16 protein-coding genes are annotated in these 18,715 nt (G+C 69.9%); 4 read left to right on the top strand and 12 right to left on the bottom strand.

All coding sequences use genetic code 11. The annotated features are described in order from the left end of the window. Positions 1-293 precede the first annotated feature (293 nt). Both AX669_RS04340 and AX669_RS04335 read right to left on the bottom strand, forming a co-directional pair. Positions 294-965 (bottom strand): response regulator transcription factor, encoded by a 672-nt coding sequence (locus AX669_RS04340; RefSeq protein ID WP_038569711.1) that lies wholly within the window; start codon positions 963-965, stop codon positions 294-296. Between the two features lie 114 nt (positions 966-1,079). Next, a complete protein-coding gene (locus AX669_RS04335; RefSeq protein WP_231729401.1) occupies positions 1,080-3,224 on the bottom strand; it encodes a glycosyltransferase family 39 protein in 2,145 nt (714 codons plus the stop codon). 206 nt (positions 3,225-3,430) lie between these two features. Between AX669_RS04335 and AX669_RS04330 the strand changes: the two genes are divergently transcribed. Then, a complete protein-coding gene (locus AX669_RS04330; protein WP_062256855.1) occupies positions 3,431-4,111 on the top strand; it encodes a hypothetical protein in 681 nt (226 codons plus the stop codon). A gap of 62 nt (positions 4,112-4,173) precedes the next feature. On the opposite strand, the gene AX669_RS04325 is transcribed toward AX669_RS04330, so the two are convergent. From AX669_RS04325 to AX669_RS04315, 3 genes are all read right to left on the bottom strand, one after another. Further along, the gene (locus AX669_RS04325) at positions 4,174-5,046 is read right to left on the bottom strand and encodes an SDR family NAD(P)-dependent oxidoreductase (RefSeq protein ID WP_062256860.1); all 873 of its coding nucleotides are present in this window, start codon (positions 5,044-5,046) and stop codon (positions 4,174-4,176) included. 66 nt (positions 5,047-5,112) lie between these two features. Next, complete coding sequence (locus tag AX669_RS04320; RefSeq protein WP_062256854.1) at positions 5,113-5,862, bottom strand: trans-aconitate 2-methyltransferase; 750 nt, start codon at positions 5,860-5,862, stop codon at positions 5,113-5,115. A gap of 138 nt (positions 5,863-6,000) precedes the next feature. Further along, entirely contained in the window at positions 6,001-9,360 is a 3,360-nt protein-coding gene (locus AX669_RS04315; protein ID WP_062256853.1) for a DEAD/DEAH box helicase, read from the bottom strand. A gap of 92 nt (positions 9,361-9,452) precedes the next feature. On the opposite strand from AX669_RS04315, the gene AX669_RS04310 reads away from it, so the two are divergent. After that, positions 9,453-10,109, top strand: coding sequence for a 4'-phosphopantetheinyl transferase superfamily protein (locus tag AX669_RS04310; RefSeq protein WP_006946313.1), 657 nt, complete (start codon positions 9,453-9,455; stop codon positions 10,107-10,109). 88 nt (positions 10,110-10,197) lie between these two features. Here AX669_RS04310 and AX669_RS04305 read toward each other — a convergent pair whose 3' ends face one another. Further along, on the bottom strand, positions 10,198-10,581 hold the full coding sequence (locus AX669_RS04305) for a metallopeptidase family protein (protein WP_006946306.1): 384 nt from the start codon (positions 10,579-10,581) through the stop codon (positions 10,198-10,200). Next, complete coding sequence (locus AX669_RS04300) at positions 10,578-11,042, bottom strand: hypothetical protein (protein WP_062256852.1); 465 nt, start codon at positions 11,040-11,042, stop codon at positions 10,578-10,580. Before AX669_RS04300 ends, AX669_RS04305 begins: the two co-directional genes overlap by 4 nt. 12 nt (positions 11,043-11,054) lie before the next feature. Between AX669_RS04300 and AX669_RS04295 the strand changes: the two genes are divergently transcribed. Next, positions 11,055-11,417, top strand: a complete 363-nt coding sequence (locus tag AX669_RS04295) for a hypothetical protein (protein WP_062256850.1) — start codon at positions 11,055-11,057, stop codon at positions 11,415-11,417. Between the two features lie 41 nt (positions 11,418-11,458). On the opposite strand, the gene AX669_RS04290 is transcribed toward AX669_RS04295, so the two are convergent. The 4 genes from AX669_RS04290 to AX669_RS04275 form a co-directional block, all read right to left on the bottom strand. Then, positions 11,459-12,247: an ABC transporter ATP-binding protein gene (locus AX669_RS04290; protein WP_006946336.1), complete on the bottom strand. Its 789-nt coding sequence runs from the start codon at positions 12,245-12,247 to the stop codon at positions 11,459-11,461. Beyond that, on the bottom strand, positions 12,244-13,299 hold the full coding sequence (locus tag AX669_RS04285) for an iron chelate uptake ABC transporter family permease subunit (protein WP_006946330.1): 1,056 nt from the start codon (positions 13,297-13,299) through the stop codon (positions 12,244-12,246). Before AX669_RS04285 ends, AX669_RS04290 begins: the two co-directional genes overlap by 4 nt. Beyond that, positions 13,296-14,315 (bottom strand): iron ABC transporter permease, encoded by a 1,020-nt coding sequence (locus AX669_RS04280; protein WP_062256858.1) that lies wholly within the window; start codon positions 14,313-14,315, stop codon positions 13,296-13,298. Before AX669_RS04280 ends, AX669_RS04285 begins: the two co-directional genes overlap by 4 nt. An 89-nt stretch (positions 14,316-14,404) precedes the next feature. Then, complete coding sequence (locus AX669_RS04275) at positions 14,405-15,448, bottom strand: iron-siderophore ABC transporter substrate-binding protein (RefSeq protein ID WP_038569724.1); 1,044 nt, start codon at positions 15,446-15,448, stop codon at positions 14,405-14,407. 221 nt (positions 15,449-15,669) lie between these two features. Here AX669_RS04275 and AX669_RS04270 point away from each other — a divergent pair, with 221 nt between their 5' ends. Further along, a complete protein-coding gene (locus tag AX669_RS04270; RefSeq protein WP_006946324.1) occupies positions 15,670-16,542 on the top strand; it encodes a siderophore-interacting protein in 873 nt (290 codons plus the stop codon). A gap of 57 nt (positions 16,543-16,599) precedes the next feature. On the opposite strand, the gene AX669_RS04265 is transcribed toward AX669_RS04270, so the two are convergent. Next, positions 16,600-18,642 (bottom strand): NAD(+) synthase, encoded by a 2,043-nt coding sequence (locus tag AX669_RS04265; RefSeq protein ID WP_062256848.1) that lies wholly within the window; start codon positions 18,640-18,642, stop codon positions 16,600-16,602. Between the last annotated feature and the right edge of the window lie 73 nt (positions 18,643-18,715).

Genomic DNA, 18,715 nt, shown 5'->3' with positions numbered 1-18,715 from the left:
CGGGGCAACTCGTCAACCTTACCACCCTCGCTCCCCGACTTCAACTCGGCGCTTGCTCTTGGCGGAGCCGGCGCGCTTGTCGAAACTGCGGTGAGGTTCGAGCTCGTGAGGCAAACTGCCCGGAAACACTGGGGTTTCTGTGCTGTCTGCCCCTCGGCGACTCGGAAAACATTACACGTCCTCCAGGTGGACGCCAAATCACCGTCAGGTGACCTGCGCCACCCCCTTGGACACATCAGGGCCGCCCCCCGTCAGTCGATCCTGACGATGGGGCGGCCCTGGCGTGTGCGCGCTCAGCGATCTTGGACGGTGGGATCCGCGACGATGCGACGGTGGTCGGGCTCGAAGCCGTGGCGAACCCCCCACAGCACGGCCTGGCTACGGCTCGTCACTCCGATCTTGCGATAGCCGGTGCGGATGTAGCTCTTCACCGAGTTGATCGACAGGTGCGTCTGCGCGGCGATGTCGTTGTTCGACAGACCCTGGGTGATGAGTGCGAGCACCTCGGCTTCACGCGGCGTGAGCCCCTCCTCACGCCCCGGCCATTCGCCGGCGATGGGGCCGGAGCCCACCTCGGCCGAGACGATGACCTCGCCAGCGTGCACTCGCTCCAGCGCCGAGACGAGTTCGCCCGCGGGCAGCGTCTTGGAGAGGTAACCCCGAACGCCGGCATCGAGACTGCGGCGCACCAGGTCGGGCTGGAAGTTCCACGTGTACACGACGACCTTGTCGACCCGGGGCTCCTTGAGCAGGTGCGCCAGCGCCTCGGGCTCGCCCTGCGCCTGCCCGAACGTGTCATAGAGCGCGATGTCGACGGGGTGCTCGACCGTCGACATCGGGCCCTCGATGTCGAGTTCGGCCACCTCGACCCGGTCGCGGTAGCGCTCGAGCATCTTGGCCAGACCGTTGACGACGACCTCGTAGTCGTCGATCACGGCCAGTCGGATGGGGGAGGCGGAAGTCATCACCCCATGAGGGTACGGGGCACACCCGCGCGTTGCCCCACCCCTAGAGGTGAAACACGTCGAAGAATGATGATTTCCAATGCGTTTCACCCCTGTCGAGGCCGGCTGACTGCCTCAATCGAGCGGCTGCGTCAGGTCGTAGAAGACCGTCGATCCGATCGTCACCTGGCGGTAGGTGGCTTCCGCCCACGCCAGGATGCGGCTCGCATCGCTCGTCTGGGCCGAGCTCGTCCCACCGCCCGTCGATGTTCCACCACTGGCCAGCAGGTAGTGAATCTTGCCTGCCTTCACCTCGGCCTGGAACTGGGCGAGTGTCGGGCTCGGGTCGGTGCCGTTGAAGCCGCCGATCGCCATGACCGGCTCGCCCGTTCCGAGCTGCAGTCCGGCCGCGCTCTGCGAACCCACCGCCGCGGCCACCCAGGTGTAACGCTGCGCGTCGGCCCGCAGGGCAGAGATGACGGCGGCGCTCGGCGTCGTGGCATCGAGCAACCCGCCCATGCCGCCGCCACCGACTCCCTGCCCACCTGCACCGGTGGGCACTGTGCCACGCGTCGTCGAGGAAGCGGCCGGGGGCGCGCCTACTGGCGAACCACCCAGGGCGCGAGCACCGGGGCCACGGCCGCCCGCACCCGGCATCCCACCCATGCCGCCCGACGCCGGGCCGGCGGTGACGATCGAGCCGGTGTGCCCGGAGGTGAGCGTCGTGAGCGAGTACGCGGTCGGCCCCGCGAGGCCCGCGCCCACGGCGCCCACGACGATCACGGGCAGGGCTCGCGCGTGCAGCCGTCGCCCGATGACGAGGAGTGCCGCGCACGTCATTCCGATCGTCAGCACGCCGACGCGCAGCACGTCGCTGTAGGCGCTCGTGCGGGAGAGCAGGACGAACCCCCAGATCGACGACGCGGCGGCCGCGGCCGCCATCGTCAGGGTGCCGACCGGTTCGCGGCGACGCTCCCAGGCCTGCGCGCCACCCATGCCGACGAGCGCCGCGACTGCCGGCGCCAACGCCACCGTGTAGTAGGCGTGGAAGATGCCGGCCATGAACGAGAACGTCAGCATCGTCACCAGGAGCCAGCCGCCCCACACTGCGTAGGCGGCCCGACGGACGTCGGTGCGCGGCGCACGCGCGCGCATCACGACACCCATGACGCCGAGGATGATCGCGGCCGGGATGAGCCAGCTGATCTGGCCACCGATCTCGGCGTCGAACAGGCGCGTCAGCCCCGTCGCACCCCACTGCCCGCCGGCAGCGCCCCCGCCGCCGCCGACCGAGCCCGTCTCCTCACCGCTGAGTCGGCCGAAGCCGTTGTACCCGAACGTCAGGTCGAGGAAGGAATTGCTCTGGCTGCCGCCGACGTAGGGACGCATGCTCGCCGGGGTCAGTTCGACGATCGCGACCCACCACCCGGCGGATGCCACGAGAGCGACGAGGGCCACGAGGCTGCCGACGAGGCGTCGACGCAGTGGCGCCGCAGCGAGCAGCAGGAACGCCGCCCCGAAACCGGGGATGACGAGGAAAACCTGCAGCGTCTTCGTCAGGAACCCGAAACCGAGCAACACGCCGACCAACGCCATCCAGCGCACCGAACCGCGCTCGAGCGCTCGCATCGTGGCCCAGGCGGCCGCCGTCATGAGCAGGACGAGCAACGCGTCCGGGTTGTTGAAACGGAACATGAGGACGGCGACCGGGGTGAGCGCCATGACGAGGCCCGCGAGCAGGCCGGCGCCCGCGCCGAAGTGACGCTTCACCGTCGCGTGCAGGATGGCGACGGTGGCCACACCCATGAGCACCTGCGGTACGAGGATCGAGAAGCTGCTCAGGCCGAGCAGCCGCACCGACAGCGCCATGACCCACAGCGACGCAGGTGGTTTGTCGACGGTGATCGAGTTCGCCGCGTCGGAACTGCCGAAGAAGAACGCCTCCCAGTTCTGCGAGCCCGCCTGTGCCGCAGCGGAGTAGAAGGCGTTCGCCCAGCCACTGGCGGTGAGGTTCCACAGGTAGAGCACTGCAGTCGCCGCGAGCAGGGCCAACAGCGCCGGGCGGGCCCAGTTCGGGTCGTCGTGCGGGCCGGTGACGAGGCGCGTCAGCCAGGTGCGGGAGGTGTTCGAGGCCGTGGTGCGGGTGCCGATAGTGTCGGGGGTATCGCCGGCATCGGGGCTTGTCGCGCCACGGAGCGTCATGTCGGTTGCCCGGCGGGAGCGATGACGCGGTGCGCGCCGCGCGAGGTGTGAGCCGGCGGCTGAGATCGAGGAGTTCATGGCCCCGAGCGTCACCACCTCGGCTTTGGCCCGGCTGTGCGACGACCAGCCCGGGGCCGTGCAGTGGCCGGCCGACGGGCGGCTTCATGAACCGACGACACGCCGGGCACAGCTTCTCCACAGTACCGGCGCGCAACGTCGACGGCGGATGACGGGCGAGCGCCCGCAACGTCGCGCCCCGAGGCGCCAGGCACGAAGGAGACACGATGGACCACGACGACCCCCGACCCGACGCACACAGCATGAACGACGACGACCCGACACTGCACGACATCCCGCCCGTCCGCCGCACTGCTCTGCCCCACACGGGCACCGACGGCGACGCCGGCACGGACTACCGCGGGGGGCCGGAGCAGGAGGCGCCGTTTGCCTCTGGCGCTTCGACCGGCAACGACACGGCAGGCGCTTCGGCGCCGGGACCCGAGCGATGGTCGGCGAAGAAGTCGGCGCTCGTGTCGGCGCTGGCCATGGGCACGGCGTCGCTCGTGTCGATCGGCGCGGCCGCGGCGATGCCGGCCGGAACGTCGGGGGGCGGCATGGGCGGCGGAATGGGCGGGCCCGGTGGCACGTCGCAGAATCAGCAGGGCACGACTGGTCAGATGGGCCCCGGCATGCAGATGCCCGGCTCGGGCACCTCGGGCTCCGGTACGAACGGAACGTCGGGCGGCACCACCAGTTCTGCCGGTGCATCTGGATCTGGCACGTCCGAATCCGGTGCGTCCGGATCCGGCACCGCAGGCCAGGGCAGCGGGACGAGCGGGGGCGCCCAGGGACAGGCGCCCGGAGGCTCGGCGGGCAATGCGAGCCAGCAACCGCCGAGCGGCGGGCAGATGCCGGGCGCCGCGCCCGGAGGCACGGGCGGAAACGCCGGAACGTCAGGAAGCTGACGCCGGATACCGCCAACTGGCGGCCCCAGACTGGCAGTACGGGTGCCCGCCCCGGCCTCCCCTCAGGCAGCACGGCGTTTCACCCACTGCCCGAGCTGGGTAAGTACCGCGGGCTGCGGATCCTTGCCCGCCGCCACACGTTTGGCAGCGCCGGCCATGGCCGCGTCATAGACGGGCCGGACGAAACGCTTGGCGCCGTAGGCGACCCGGCCGTCCGGGTCGGTGAGGATGATGTGTCGGCGCGCGCCGATCCCGGCGAACGCGGTGCGGGCGACATCGGCCGCCGAACGAGGCGAGCCGTTGATGAGCTCGACGGCGTTGGCCTCCATCTCGGCGTCGGCTCCGGCCAACGACTGCGCGAGGTTCGTACGGAAGAACGACGGGCAGATGACGCTGACGTCGATGCCGAACGGCGCCAGTTCGTTCTGCAGCGTCTCGCTGACGGGGACGACAGCGGCCTTCGTCGCGTTGTATGTCGCCACCGCCGGCGCGTGGACGAGCCCGGCGAGCGAGGCGGTGTTGACGATGTGACCGCTGCGCTGCGTCTTCATCATCGGGGTGAACGTGCGGCACCCCCGCACGACGCCCATGAGGTTGATCGACAGCGCGCGCTCCCAGTCGGCGATCGCCGTCGTGTCGATGCGCCCGCCGACGGCGATGCCCGCGTTGTTGACGAGGATGTCGAGGCGCCCCCAGTGCTGCTCCACCCAGGCGAGGGCATCGGCCCAAGCGGCATCGTCGCGCACGTCGAGCGTCAGGTAGTCGACGCCGTCCGGCACGCTCGCCGGGCGCTCGGCGTGGAGGTCCGCGACGACGACGCGGGCGGCGTCGGCCACGAAGAGCTTGACGAGTTCGAGGCCGAGACCTGACGCGCCACCGGTGACGAGGACGCACCGACCGGCATGGCTGGGGGCTGTTCGGCGGCTGAGCTTCATGAGTTTCACGGTAGGTCAGCCACCGGCCGGTTCGCGGCGCTTTCGTCGCTTCGGATGCGGGATGCGTCAGCGGCGCACCGCGTCGATCTCGAGACGTACGTAGTCGAGCACCGGCTCGACCATGGCCTCGCGCACCGCCCGGGTGAACTCGCAGCCCTCCTGCTCGCTCATGCGCTCGAGGTAGGAACCGAGGCAGACGGTCGCGAGGTAGCGCTCCATGACGTCGGGGTCGTCGAGGCGGATCGGGCTCGGGCGCAGCGCGACGCGATCGACGTCGAAACCGTTGCGCTCCAAGTGTTCTCGCGTCTCCTCGGGCGAGGCGAAGGCCTTCGGGGCGAAGCCCTCGGCGTTGACGGCCGCGATCGCGCGCTCGACGTTCTCGATGTTGCCCTCGCCGCCGGAGTCGCTCGTCAGCAGGCCACCCGGGCGCAGCACCGCGGCGAGGTGGGCGAACAGCGTCTCGTGATCGCTGATCCAGTGAAAGCACGCGACGCTCATGACGGCGTCGAACGGGCCTGGCCGCGCGCCGAGCTCCGAGACGTCAAGTGGTTCGGTGAGGTCACGCACCGCGAATGCGGCCCCAGACCCGACCCGCTCGCGGGCCTGCGCGATCATCTGCGACGAGCCGTCAATGCCGACGAGGTCGACACCCGGATGGCGCGACAGCAACTCGGCCGCGTCGCGGCCGGTGCCGCATCCGGCGTCGAGCACCCGTTCGTCACCGCGCAGCGTCATGCGCTCGATGGTGCGTCTGCCCCAGCCGACGTGCGGCAGCGGCAACTCGTCGTAGCTCTTCGCATCCCATTCGCGGGTCATGGCTGGTGCGCTCCTCACGGTGTCCGGCCGGCCGGAAGACCAGATCTCTTGACATCAAGATACTTTGCATCGAGAGAAATATTGGGGCTCCGCCCGTGCGGCCCACCCAAGCCGTGCGACCCGTGACGACCTCGCGCCCTACCCCTCGAGCAGGCCGGCGATGTCGTCGGAGGTGAGACGACCGCCGCCGGCACCGGCGTCGACGACGTCGTCGAAGAGCTTGCGCTTCTTCTCCTGCAGCTCCATGACCTTCTCCTCGATCGTGCCCGCGCTGACGTAGCGGTAGACCATGACGTGCTTGGTCTGCCCGATGCGATGTGCGCGGTCGATGGCCTGATCCTCGGCCGCCGGGTTCCACCACGGGTCGAGGACGATGACGTAGTCGGCCTCCGTCAGCGTCAATCCCGTACCACCGGCCTTGAGGGAGATGAAGAACGCGTCGGCCTCGCCGCTCTTGAACTCGTCGACGACCTGCTGCCGGTTGCGCGTCGAGCCGTCGAGGTACGTTGTCGAGACGCCGGCGTCGGCTGCGGCCTCGCGCACGATCGCCAGGAAGTCGGTGAACTGACTGAACACGAGGGCGCGATGCCCCTCCGCGGCGATCTCGGCGAGTTGCTGCACGACCGTCTCGACCTTGCGGCTCACCGAACGCCCGGCGAACTCGTCGTCGACGAGGGCCGGGTCGAGTGCGAGACGACGCAGGCGGGTGAGCGCGGCCAGGATCTCGACACGGTTGGCGTCCGGGTCCTTGAGCAGGCCCATGAGGCGCTGCTGCTCGCGCCGCAGGTGCCGTTTGTAGACGCGCTCGTGCTGCGGCGACATCGCGACGTCGACGCGCTGCACCTGCTTCTCGGGCAGATCGGGCGCGACCTCGCCCTTGCGTCGACGCAGCATGAGCGGGCCGATGCGCCGTTGCAGGCCCTTGAGCGCGTCTGTGGCGACGTGCCCCTCCCCCTGCTCGATGGGCTTGCGGTAGCGACGGATGAACTCCTCCGGGCGTGGGAACAACCCCGGCGCGACGAGGTTGAACAGCGACCACACGTCCATGACGGAGTTCTCCAGCGGTGTGCCCGAGATCGCGAGCCCGAACGGCGCGCCGATCTTCTTGACGGCCTGGAAGGTCTGCGACGTGTGGTTCTTCACCATCTGCGCCTCGTCGAGGATCAGCGCGCGCCACCCGCAGGCATGGAACGCGTCGGCGTCGAGCCGTGCGACGGCGTAACTCGTCACGACGACGTGCGGAGCGTCCCGCTGGATCTCCTCGGCCACCTCGGTGCCGCGCTTCTTCGACGTCTCGGCGAGCACCTTCACCTTCAGCTCGGGCGCGAACTGCGCGGCCTCGCGCGCCCACACGCCCAGCACCGACGTCGGTGCGACGACGAGTGCGGGCGTCGTGTCGAGTTCGCCTGCGACGCGGGCGCGTTCGAGCATCGCGAGGGTCTGGATCGTCTTGCCGAGCCCCATGTCGTCGGCGAGCACGCCGCCGAGCCCCGCGTCCCACAGGTTGGCGAGCCAGGCGTATCCCTCGAGTTGGTAGGGGCGCAGGGTCGCCCGGAACGACGGGGGCAGCTCGACGCTCTCCGGGTTCCACCCCGACCTCGTCAGCCCCTCGACGGCCGCCTGCCACTGGGAGCGCTGCGCCTCGACGATGCCGAGCCCGACGAGCTGATCCCACAACCCGATGTCGTAGCGGCTGATCTGCAGGCCGTCGCTCTTCTTGTCGGTGAGTTGCTGCGCCTCCTCGAGCACCTGGGCGATGTCGAGCAGCTGCGGAGAGTCAAGGCGGAAGTACGTGCCCGATGGCAGCATCATGACGTCGCGCCCCTTGCTCATCGCCTCGATGAGGTTGGGGTACGGCACCTCCTGGCCGTCGACGCTGATCGTGATCTGCAGGTCGAGCCAGTCGGTTGCGAGGCCGGCCTCATTGACGCCGACCTGAACGATCGGATCGTCCTCGGCCTCCTCGTAGGCGGGCAACTCGCCCTTCATGACGACATCGACGCCGTCGATGGCCCGCAGCTCGGGGATGGCGTCGGCAAGACGCACGGCCTCCAGACCGGTCAGTTCGGCGGTCTGCTTGACCCATAGGTCGAAGGCCGGCACGGCGCGCGTCAGCCGCAGACGGCTCAACGGCAGCGCCGCGCGGGCGATGACGGCGGCCTCGCTGGAGAAATGGCGCCCGCGCCCCATCGGCGGCGAGGGGAGGCGACGTTCGCCGTACGTGAAGAACGTCTCGACCTTCGCCTTGCCGACGGTGACCGGCTCGACGACGAGCAAGAGGCGCGGTTCGACGGCGTCCGTCAGCGTCTGCGACGCATCGCTGACGCTCGTGTGTCGGCGGATCTGCGGCAGGAACTCGGCCTCGAACTCGGGCACGTCGGCTTCGGGCACCTCGATGACGTCGCCGAGCAGGAGCGGTTGGAGCAGGGCGTGCGGCGGTTCGTGGAACGGCACGAGCTTGAGGCTGCCGCGGTCGAGGATGGCGACGCCGTGGGCCGGATCGCCGACGAGCGTCGCCGTACCGAACTCGGGTTCGAGGTCGACGCCGACGACGTCGGCCGTCAGGACGAGCCCGCCATCGCGTCGGTGGACGCCGAGGCTCACCTCGGCCGCTTCGGCGAGAGTGACGCCCTCACCCGGCGTCGCGGCGAGCATCAGCGTGACGCCTGCGTCGGTCAGTTCGGCGAGCGCCTGCCAGACGCCGGGGCCCAGTTCGTCGAGGTAGACGGTCTGGCCGTTGCCGACCCGCGGTTTGTGGGGCGTGATGAAGCGGCGCAGCGCCTCGCTCTGGTGCTCCTCGGCCTCGGCGATGCCGGCACTGCTGCGGGCGTCGAGCCACGTCGCGGTGCGCGACCAACGGCCGGTACGCATGAGTTTCGTCGGTTTGAGCTCGAACCGCTGCACGGGCGTCGAATCGGTCAACGACGCCGGCCGAGCCTTCGGCTCGAACTGCAGGCCGACTTGCGCGCGCCATGCATCACTCGACGGGCTCGCCGACCGCGCCGCGGCGCGCTGCGACTCGTCCGGACCGAGGCTCGCCGTGAGCTTGTCACGCCACGAACTCGTCGAGGACGCCGCGGCACCGCCGAAGAGGGGAACGACGTTGGACTCGGCGGCGTTTCGCGTGCCGGACGGGGCCGATGTGCGGCTGACGCTGCCCTCGCGCACCCCCGACGTCAGCGCGCGACGAGCGGCGAGGATCGAGGCGACCGCATGCTTGCACTCGGTCGCGACAGGACATGTGCAGCGCGAGACCCACAACGGCTCACCGTTGCCGGCCTCACCCTTGTACGTGACGAGGCACTGATACGGCGCGAGACCGTTGCCGGTGACCGTGCCCATGAGGACACGCCCGCGATCAGCCGTCGCGAGCGCGATGACCTTGCCCCCGATGGCGTAGTCGAGACCACGCCCGAAGGCGCCGTCACCGACGACGGCGGCCAGGCCGACGTCCGTGCTCGTCAGCACCCACGTGGCCTCGTCCGGCTCGAACTTCATCACGTCCGCGAGGCTAGCGCAGCGCGGCGACAACCTCGGAATTCCGCGGAAAATGGCCGCTCGAGCGACGCAGCGAGCCGTAGGGTGGCGGCATGCACACGCCGTCGATCGTCCTGTGCGCGACGTGGGCGCCCCTCACCGCGGCCGACGTCGCGACGCTGGGCCCGGACAGCCTCGACGACGACGAACGCGCGCGGGCCCTGGCCGTGCGCTCGGACACCGCGCGCGGCGAGTTCGTCACGCGCCGTGCGCAGCTGCGCAATGAGCTGGCCAACCTCGCGGCCATTCCTCACGAGGACATCCGCTACTGGCGCGAGCCGTGCACGGCGTGCGGCAAGCCGCACGGGCGTCCACGCGCCGTCGGTCATGACGGGTTCTTCTCGACGAGCTCGACGCCGTGGATCACCGCGCTCGCCTCTGCGGACGTCCCCGTCGGGATCGACGTGGAGGTGCTGGCCGCGGCGTCGACCGTCACCGACGTCAGCCGGATGCTGCATCCCGGCGAGCAGGCCGTCATCGACGCAGCGGCGAGCGACGATGACGGACGTCGGGCCTTCACGCAGATCTGGACGCGGAAGGAAGCCCTGCTCAAGGCCACGGGTGAGGGGCTCAACGCGCCCCTCGATCGCGACGACGTCAGCGACCGCGCGCGCATGCCGCCCGGCTGGCGCATCGTCGACATCAGCGACGACCTCGAGGGCTACGACGGCCCGTCGACGTTCGGGGCCTGGGCGATGCGGTCGGATTGAGGGCTGCGGACGCCATCGGAGCCGTCGTCCACGAGACGAACGTGGACGCGAATCGCAGATGGGCGCGGGGGCATGCAGGGGCGAGGGGTCAGCCCCAGCCCAGCTCGTGGAGGCGGGCGTCGTCGAGGCCGAAGTAGTGGCCGATCTCGTGCAGGAGCGTGACGCGGATCTGTTCGATCACCTGTTCGCGGCTGTGGCTCAGCCGCTGGATGGGGCCGGAAAATAGGAAGATCTGGTCGGGCAGGGCTCCCCAGCCGTAGCCCTCGCCACGATCCGGTAGCGCGACGCCGACGTACAACCCGAGCAGCTCGCCCTCGCCGTGCGCGACGCAGGCCTGGGCGAGCTGCTCGCGTGACGGCTCGTCCTCGACCTGGAAGACGACGTTGTCGAGACGGTCGAGGAAGCGCTGCGGTACGCCGTCGAGTGCCTCGCCGACGGCGTCCTCGAACTGCTCCCGACTGAGGTGCGTCACATCTTCTGCGCGGTCTCGGCGACGGTCTTCGCGTACTCGGCAGCCTTGTCCGCCGCAGAGGCACTCACCGTCAGCATCGAGTACGACCCGCTGCCGTTCGGGATGACCATGGAGACACCGTGCACGGTGACACCCTTCGTCGTCAGCGTGTACTCCATCTGCTCTCCGGCGCCGGCCGGCGTCGTGATGCGGCTGTATTCACCGGTGGTGACCTTCATGTCGCTGGAACTGTTCGACCCGTTCGCACCGCTTGCAGCGTTGAGCTGGTTGAGTTCCTTCTCCAGCTGGGCCTTGCCCGCCAGGCTCGGACGCGTCACCTTGAGGACGTTGATGTTGTCGTTGAACCTCTGCGCCCCCGTGGCGTCGATCGCGAGGACGTCTGCGGCCGACGTCATCTGCGCGACGTACTTCTCGGGCGACATGCCGGACTTCTTCGCCATCGGCTCGAGCTGCTTCTTCACCGCGTCCTGCTTGTGCCGAGCTCACCGTCGACGACGGTCCACGACTTCGGCACCGCGAAGGACAACTTGTTCGCCGTCGCCTTCGCCAGCTGCGTGTCGGCGGGCAGCGCCGCGCTCGACGCGGCGACGGAGCTCGATGCGCTCGACGGCGAACTCGACTCGGACGCAGGGCTCGTCGACACATCGGTCGACGGCGCCGCACTCGACGAACCGCTCGCATTCGAGGCTGCGCTCGCGGCGGCGCTCGTCGCGCTGCTCGCGGCGGACGTACCGGAGTCGGAGCCCATCGAGCACCCCGTGAGCGTCAGGGCCGCGACGGCGCTCGACGCGAGCATCGCGCCCTTGATCGTCATCCGCCTCGTGGTGCGCTGGTGAGACATGGCAAACCCTCCCGATCGACGTGTGGTGGCTCGAGCCTAGCGCGGCAGCACCACCGGACGTCCGGTATTCGGGTCAGGATGCACGACGCACGGGATGCCGTACAGCTGCTCGGCGAGCTGCGCCGTCAGCACGTCGGTCGGCTCGCCCGCCGCGACGATCTCACCGTCCTGCATCGCGACGAGATGGTCGGCGTAGCGCGCCGCGAGGAACAGGTCGTGCAGCACCATGACGACGGTCGTTCCGTGCTCGCGGTTGCGGCGGCGGACGACGTCGAGCAGTTCGACGGCGTGGCCGATGTCGAGGAAGCTCGTCGGCTCGTCGAGCAGGAGGATGCCGGTCTGCTGCGCGAGCACCATCGCGAGCCACACCCGCTGACGCTGGCCGCCGGAAAGAGAATCGGCGGTGCGTTCTGCCAGTTCGCTGACGCCCGTCGCCTCCATCGCCGCGGCGACGGCAGCGTCGTCGTCGGGCCCGCCGCGCCCGAGCAGGCCCTGGTGCGGGGTGCGTCCCTGACGCACGAGCTCGGCCACCGTCATCCCCTCCGGCGCAATGGGGTGTTGCGGCAGCAGCGCGAGGGCCTTGGCGACCTCGCGCGTCGGCGTCGCGTCGATGCTGCGCCCGTCGAGAAGCACATCGCCGGCCGCGGGCTTGAGCAGCCGCGCCAGGCCCGCGAACAGCGTCGACTTGCCGCAGCCGTTCGCGCCGATCAGCACGGTGACCGCGTTCTCGGGCACCTCGAAGGTGATGCCTCGCACGATGTCGGGGCCTGCGGAACGCCCGGATCCGTAGCGCAGGACGAGGTCATGGGCGGCGAGGGACGTCACGAGGCACGGCCTTTCGAACGGCGGGGCGGGCGCTGCGAGGTCAGCAGCAGCCAGGCGAGGACAGGCGCACCGGCGAGGCCGGTGATGATCCCGACGGGCAGCTTGTTGTCACCGGGAACGAGGTAGGCACCGACGTAGTCACCCGCGATCGTGATGATCGCGCCGACGAGAGCGGCCGCGACGATGGCGGTGCGGCCCATGAGGCGCCGCGAGATCGGGCCGGCGAGCAGCGCGACGAACGAGATCGGCCCGCAGACACTCGTCGTCACGGCCACACCGATGACGACGACGCCGAACGTCACGGCGCGCACGAACCCGTCGGGCACGCCGAGGCCGATGGCGAGCGGGCGCCCCATCTCGAGCACGCGCAGCCAGTGCGCGAGGGCCGCGAGGACGACGAGCACGAGCGCGCCGACGACGGCGAGCCGGGTGATCTGCGGCCACGACACGGCCGAGACGGACCCGGCGAGCCAGGCCATCGCGTCCTGCGCCTGGTAGGCGTTCGACTCGAGCAGGATCCACTGGATGAGCGACTGCAGCGCGGCGGCCAGGGCGATCCCGACGAGGATCATCCGCGGCGTCTGCCCGCGTGCCATCCCGAGGATCACCGCGGAGACGGCGAGGCCACCCGCGATGGCGGCGCCCGTCACGCCCGCGCCGCTCCAACCGAGGATCGTCGTGCAGAACACGGCCGCGGTGCTCGAGCCGAGCGAGATGCCGAGGACGTCGGGGCTGGCGAGGGGATTGCGCACGAGCGACTGCATCGCCGCACCGCACGCCCCGAACACGGCGCCCGCGAGCAGGCACGCGAGCGCGCGCGGCAGCTTCGACTCCATGACGATGTAGTTGGCGGCCGGCACGTCGACATGCTCGCCGCGAAGGATGCGGACGAAATCGGGAATCGTCACGGTGAAGTCACCGAGCAGGCACCGGGCCAGAAAGACGCCGAACGTCACGAGCACCAGCGCAACCAGCATGACGCCCCGACGTCGGCGGCGCGCGGCGTCGAACGTGTTGGGCGTCGTGGCGTGTGCTGCCGTCGCGCGCTTCACAGCGACCTCATTCGTGCGACGACCCACAGCAGTGCCGGGCAGCCGAGGACGGCCGTCATGATGCCGACCTGCACCTCACCGGGCGGGGAGACGATGCGGCCGAGGGTGTCGGCCAGCACGACGATGCACGCGCCGAGCACCCCCGCGGCCGGCACGAGGACGCGGTAGGACGTGCCGATGAGCGGGCGCAGGACATGCGGCGCGACGAGCCCGACGAACGCGATGGGCCCGGCGATACCCGTCGCGGCCGCGGCGAGCAGGACGCCCGCTCCACCGATGACGAGCCGCAGCCGGCCAGGACGCTCGCCGAGGCCGGCGGCGACGGAATCGCCCATGGCGAGGACGTCGAGGCGGCGTCCGGAGGCCAGCAGGACGAGAAATCCGATGAGCAGGAACGGCACAGCCGGCACGAGATCGCCGAGGTCACGGCCGGCGACGGACCCGACCTGCCAGAAGCGGTAGGTGTCGAGCGACTTGCCGTTGGAGACGAGCACGGCCTGCGCGATCGACGACGTGCCCGCCGTGAACACCATGCCGGACAGCGCCAGCGTCAGCGGCCCCGACTGCGACGCCTGCCCGAGAGCGCGCGCACCGAACGTCGCGAGAGCCATGACGGCGACCGCCGCGACGGCGGCGCCGACGAGCGACAGCAATACGTACCCGAGTAGGTTCGAGACGCCCCACCACGTGATGCCGATGACAACGGCGAGCGCCGAGCCCGCGTTGATGCCGAGGATGCCGGGGTCGGCCAGCGGGTTGCGGGTGATGCCCTGCATCGCCGTCCCCGCCATCGCGACGGCAGCGCCCACGATGATGCCGATGGCGGTGCGGTCGCCGCGCGAGGCGAGCAGCGCCGAGACGTCACCGCCGTGGAACGAGCCCGCCCCGACGGTGAGCGAGACGGCGAACGCGAGCAGCAGCGGCAGCGTCAGGCCGCCTGCGAGCACGCGGCGGGCGTCGATGCGCGGCGTGCGACGCTGGTCGGTGCCGGCGCGGGGCGCGGCGGGAGTCGACATCGTCACCCTTTCCAGTGGAACGACGATTCGCCCGGCGCGTCACACCGTCGCGCGGTGGCAGCCGGGCGAACCCTCGAACGAGCCTACGCTCAGGCCTTCTTCGCGGCCTCGGCGAGCTTCGGCAGGAAGGTGTCGATCGCGACGGGGATCGACAGCGGCGTCGGGCTGGCCATCGTCTCGGACGCCTTCTGGTCGGTCAGCGCGAGGTAGCTGCCCTTCTTGAACGCGGGGATCTGCGACAGCAGCTTGTCGGAGGTGATCTTCTTCGTCGTCGCCGCGTCCACCGCGTCGAAGACGACGATGTCGGCGTCGAGCTCGGAGGCCTTCTCGGCCGACAGTTCCGTGGAGAACGTCTTCGCGCCCTGGCTCGCCTTGGTGACGAACGACGGCGTCTTGAGACCGAAGTCGGCGAGGCCACGCGGACGGTTGTCGTTGAGTGTGTAGACGGTGATCGAGTTGAGCTTGGCCGCGTCGAAGTAGACCCAGGCGACGCTCTTGCCCTTGAGTTCGGGGTGCTTGTCGAGGGCGGCCTTGACCTTGGCCTGCGTGTCGGAGATGACCTTCTCGCCCTCATCCTTCTTGCCGAGCGCCTCGGCGATCATCTTCGTCGACTCCTGCCACGACGTGCCGTACGGGTACGTCGGGTAGGCGAGGGTGGGAGCGATCTTCGTCAGCTTGTCGTACTCAGCCTGCTTGAGGCCCGAGTTCGTGCCCGAGATGAAGTCGGGCTGGTACTGGGCGACCTTGTCGACGGGCGTGCCGTCGGCATCGCTGTAACGCTCGGGTGCCTTGCCGCCGACCTCCTTGAGCTTCGCGTCGAACCAGTCGCTCGACTTCGCGGCGTTGCCGCCCCACGTGATCGCCGGCGCGGCGACGGGCACGACGCCGAGCGCGAGCAGGATGTCGGCGTCCGACCAGCCGGCCGTGACGACCTTCGTCGGGGCCTTCTCGAGCTTCGCCGTGCCGAGGGCATGCTTGATCGTGACGGGGAAACCCGCGCCGCTACCCGCCGAGCCGGCCGATCCCGACGTGGCGCTCGAGGCCTTGTCGGACGACGAGCCGGTGCTGCAAGCGGCGAGGGCGCTGGTGGCACCGGCGGCGGCGATGGCGAAGAAGCCACGGCGGTTGATCATGCGGACGACCTTTCGTTCAGGCGCACGACGGCACCCGTGTCATGACGTGATGGTTCTCGCGAGGCCCTGCCGGACCGCGAGTTAGGCAATGCTAACCTTAGAGAAGTCGAGATCGTCAACCGCGCGGACTGAGGCTCACGTCGCGTCTCAGATAGGTGCGGGGACGGCATCACCACCGGCCACGGCAGTCACCGCCGGGCCACCGAAGGAAGGCGGGACGCGTGAGCGACCAGCCCCACGACGCGATGACGCCACCACGCACCCTGCTACGGGTCGAGCGCGGCGAGGCGGGCCGTGTGCTGCGCGAACTGCGCGCCCAGGACTTCGTCTTCACCGTGCTCGAGCGCGAACAACCATCTTCGCGGCTCGTGCGGATTCGATTCTCGGGCAACGGTTTTCTGCGTACACACGCGCCGTATCCGACGATGTGGGTGCGGCTGTGGTTCGCCGATCGCTCCGGCACGGGTGCGGGGCATCAGCGGGCGTACACGCTCGTCGACCCCGACGTCCCGACGGACACGTTCTGGCTCGAGTTCGCCATCCACGACGGTTCCGCGACGGCGTGGGCGCTCGGCGCGCAACCGGGCGATCAGGTCGAAGCAAGCCTCTACGGTTCGGAACCGTCGCTGCCGGGCTGCGACGACGTCGACCATCACCTGCTCGTCGGCGACCCCGCGTCACTGCCCGCGATCAACTCGCTGCTCGACGCCCTGTCGCCGGCGCCGACGACCGTCGTCCTCGAATGGACGCACCCTGACGACCGCGCACTGCCGGTGCGACTGCGCGACGGCGACGCGCTGCGCTGGGTGCGCCGCGAACGTGACGGCGGCGCGCTGCTCGACGCCGTCGACGAGGTGCTCGCCGACCTGAGCCAGTTGGGCGACCCGGCGCTCGGGCGCACGTGTCGCGGTGATCGACCGAATCTTCTTGCCGTACCGGCCGATTGCCCGCGCGTTTTCGCGTGGGGTGCGTGCGACACCGTCACGACACGAGCTCTGACGAAGAAGCTGCGCGCCGCGGGTCTCGCGAAGAACTGCGTCAAGACGCTCGGCTACTGGCTTCCCTCCACCCAGACCGCTGCCCTGACGGGCTGACGCTCGACGCGAGCGATCGGCGCAGCCGCCCGCCGCGCCGATCGTGCTGAGCGTTCCTCACTCGTTCGGGATGTTGCGTTCCAGCTCGGCCAGCCAAGCGCGCGACGACGCGTCGGACGGCATGCGCCAGTCACCACGCGGCGACAGTGCGCCGCCGGCGCTCACCTTCGGCCCGTTCGGCAGTGCCGAGCGCTTGAACTGCTGGCTGAAGAAGCGCTTGTGGAACACCTCGAGCCACTTCTTGATCTCGGCGAGGGAGTAGGCGGGGCGCTCGTCGTCGGGGAAACCGCTCGGCCAGCGCCCTTCGTCAGCGTTCTGCCAGGCGTGCATCGCGAGGAACGCGATCTTGCTCGGGCGCGCACCGTGCGTCAGCACGTGGTACAGCGTGAAGTCCTGCAGGTTGTAGGGGCCGATGGAGTCCTGCGTCGACTGCGGCTTCTCGCCCTCCTTCGTCGGCACGAGCTCGGGCGAGATCTCGGTGTCGAGGATCGACAGCAGCGTCTCGCCGACCTCGGCGGAGAACTCGTCACCCGAGGCGACCCAGCGGATGAGGTGCTGCATCAACGTCTTCGGCACGCCCGCGTTGACGCCGTAGTGCGACATCTGGTCGCCGACGCCGTACGTGCACCAGCCGAGCGCGAGTTCGGACAGATCGCCGGTGCCGAGGACGATGCCACTCTTCTGATTCGCGATGCGGAACAGGAAGTCGGTGCGCAGGCCGGCCTGGACGTTCTCGAACGTCACGTCGTAGACGGGCTCGCCGCTGCCGGCGGGGTGGCCCATGTCCTTGAGCATCTGCGTCGCCATCGGCCGGATGTCGACCTCCTCGAACGTCACGCCGAGCGCTTCGGCGAGCTTGTACGCGTTCGACTTCGTGTGATCGCTCGTCGCGAAGCCGGGCATCGTGTACGCGAGGATGTCGGTGCGCGGGCGCCCGACACGGTCCATCGCCCGGGCGGCGACGATGAGGGCGTGCGTCGAGTCGAGGCCACCGGAGACGCCGATGACGATCTTCGGCGCGCCGATCGAGCGCATGCGCTGCTCGAGGCCCGAGACCTGAATCTCATACGCCTCGTAGCAGTCCTGCGCGAGCTGCGCGTCGTCGGCGGGGACGAACGGGAAGCGCTCGATCTCGCGGAGCAGGCCGCGGTCACCGTCCGGGGCGCCGAGTTCGAACGGCACCTCACGCAGCGGACGCGCCGGGCCGATGCCCGGACGGTTGTCGTCGTAGCTGTTGAAGCGCATGCGGGCCTGGCGGATGGCGCCCAGGTCGACGTCGGCGATGCTCGTGCGCGGGCCGCTCGGGAATCGCTCGGATTCGGCGAGCAGCGTGCCCTGGTCGTAGATCATCGTCTGCCCGTCCCAGGCAAGGTCGGTCGTCGACTCACCCTCGCCGCTCGCGGCGTAGACGTACGCGGCGAGGGTGCGGAACGACTGGCTCTGCACGACGAGGCTGCGCTGCGACGACTTGCCGATCGTGATCGGCGAGCCCGACAGGTTCATGAGGACGCTCGCGCCGGCCGCGGCGGCCTCGGACGACGGCGGGATCGGCACCCACACGTCCTCGCAGATCTCGACGTGGATCGCGAGGTCGGGCAGGTCGACGGCGCGGAAGATGAGGTCGGGCCCGAACGGCACCTCGCCCAGGTCGCCGAGGTCGATGTACTGCCCGCGCTGGTCGAGACCCGGTGCATACCAGCGCTTCTCGTAGAACTCCTTGTAGGTGGGCAGGTGGCTCTTCGGCACGACGCCGAGCACCTCGCCGTCCTTGATGACGACGGCACAGTTGAACAGCCGCGTGCCCTTGCGCAGCGGCGCGCCGACGGCGAGCACCGGCGTCAGACCTTCGGAGCCGTCGACGATCGTCTTGATGGCCGCGAGCACGTCGTCGAGCAGCACGTCCTGGAAGACGAGGTCGTCGATGCTGTAACCGGTGAGGTCGAGTTCAGGGAACACCGCCGCTGCGACGCCCCGGTCGTGCAGCTCGCGGGCGACTTCGAGCACGCGCGCCGCGTTCGTCGTCGGATCAGCGAGCGCGACGGGATGCGTCACCGCAGCAACGCGCGCAAAACCGTGAGCATAGAGCGAGCGGAAGTTCATGCCGTCAGTGTGTCAGCCGGGGGTGCCAACCGCGAGCGTCAGGCAGGCCGGACTCGTGGTGATCTCGGAAGCA

It is taken from the genome of Dermacoccus sp. CCH2-D9, assembly GCF_001556795.1.
Taxonomy (GTDB): domain Bacteria; phylum Actinomycetota; class Actinomycetes; order Actinomycetales; family Dermatophilaceae; genus Dermacoccus; species Dermacoccus nishinomiyaensis.
This window is presented reverse-complemented; position numbering and strand designations above follow the sequence as displayed.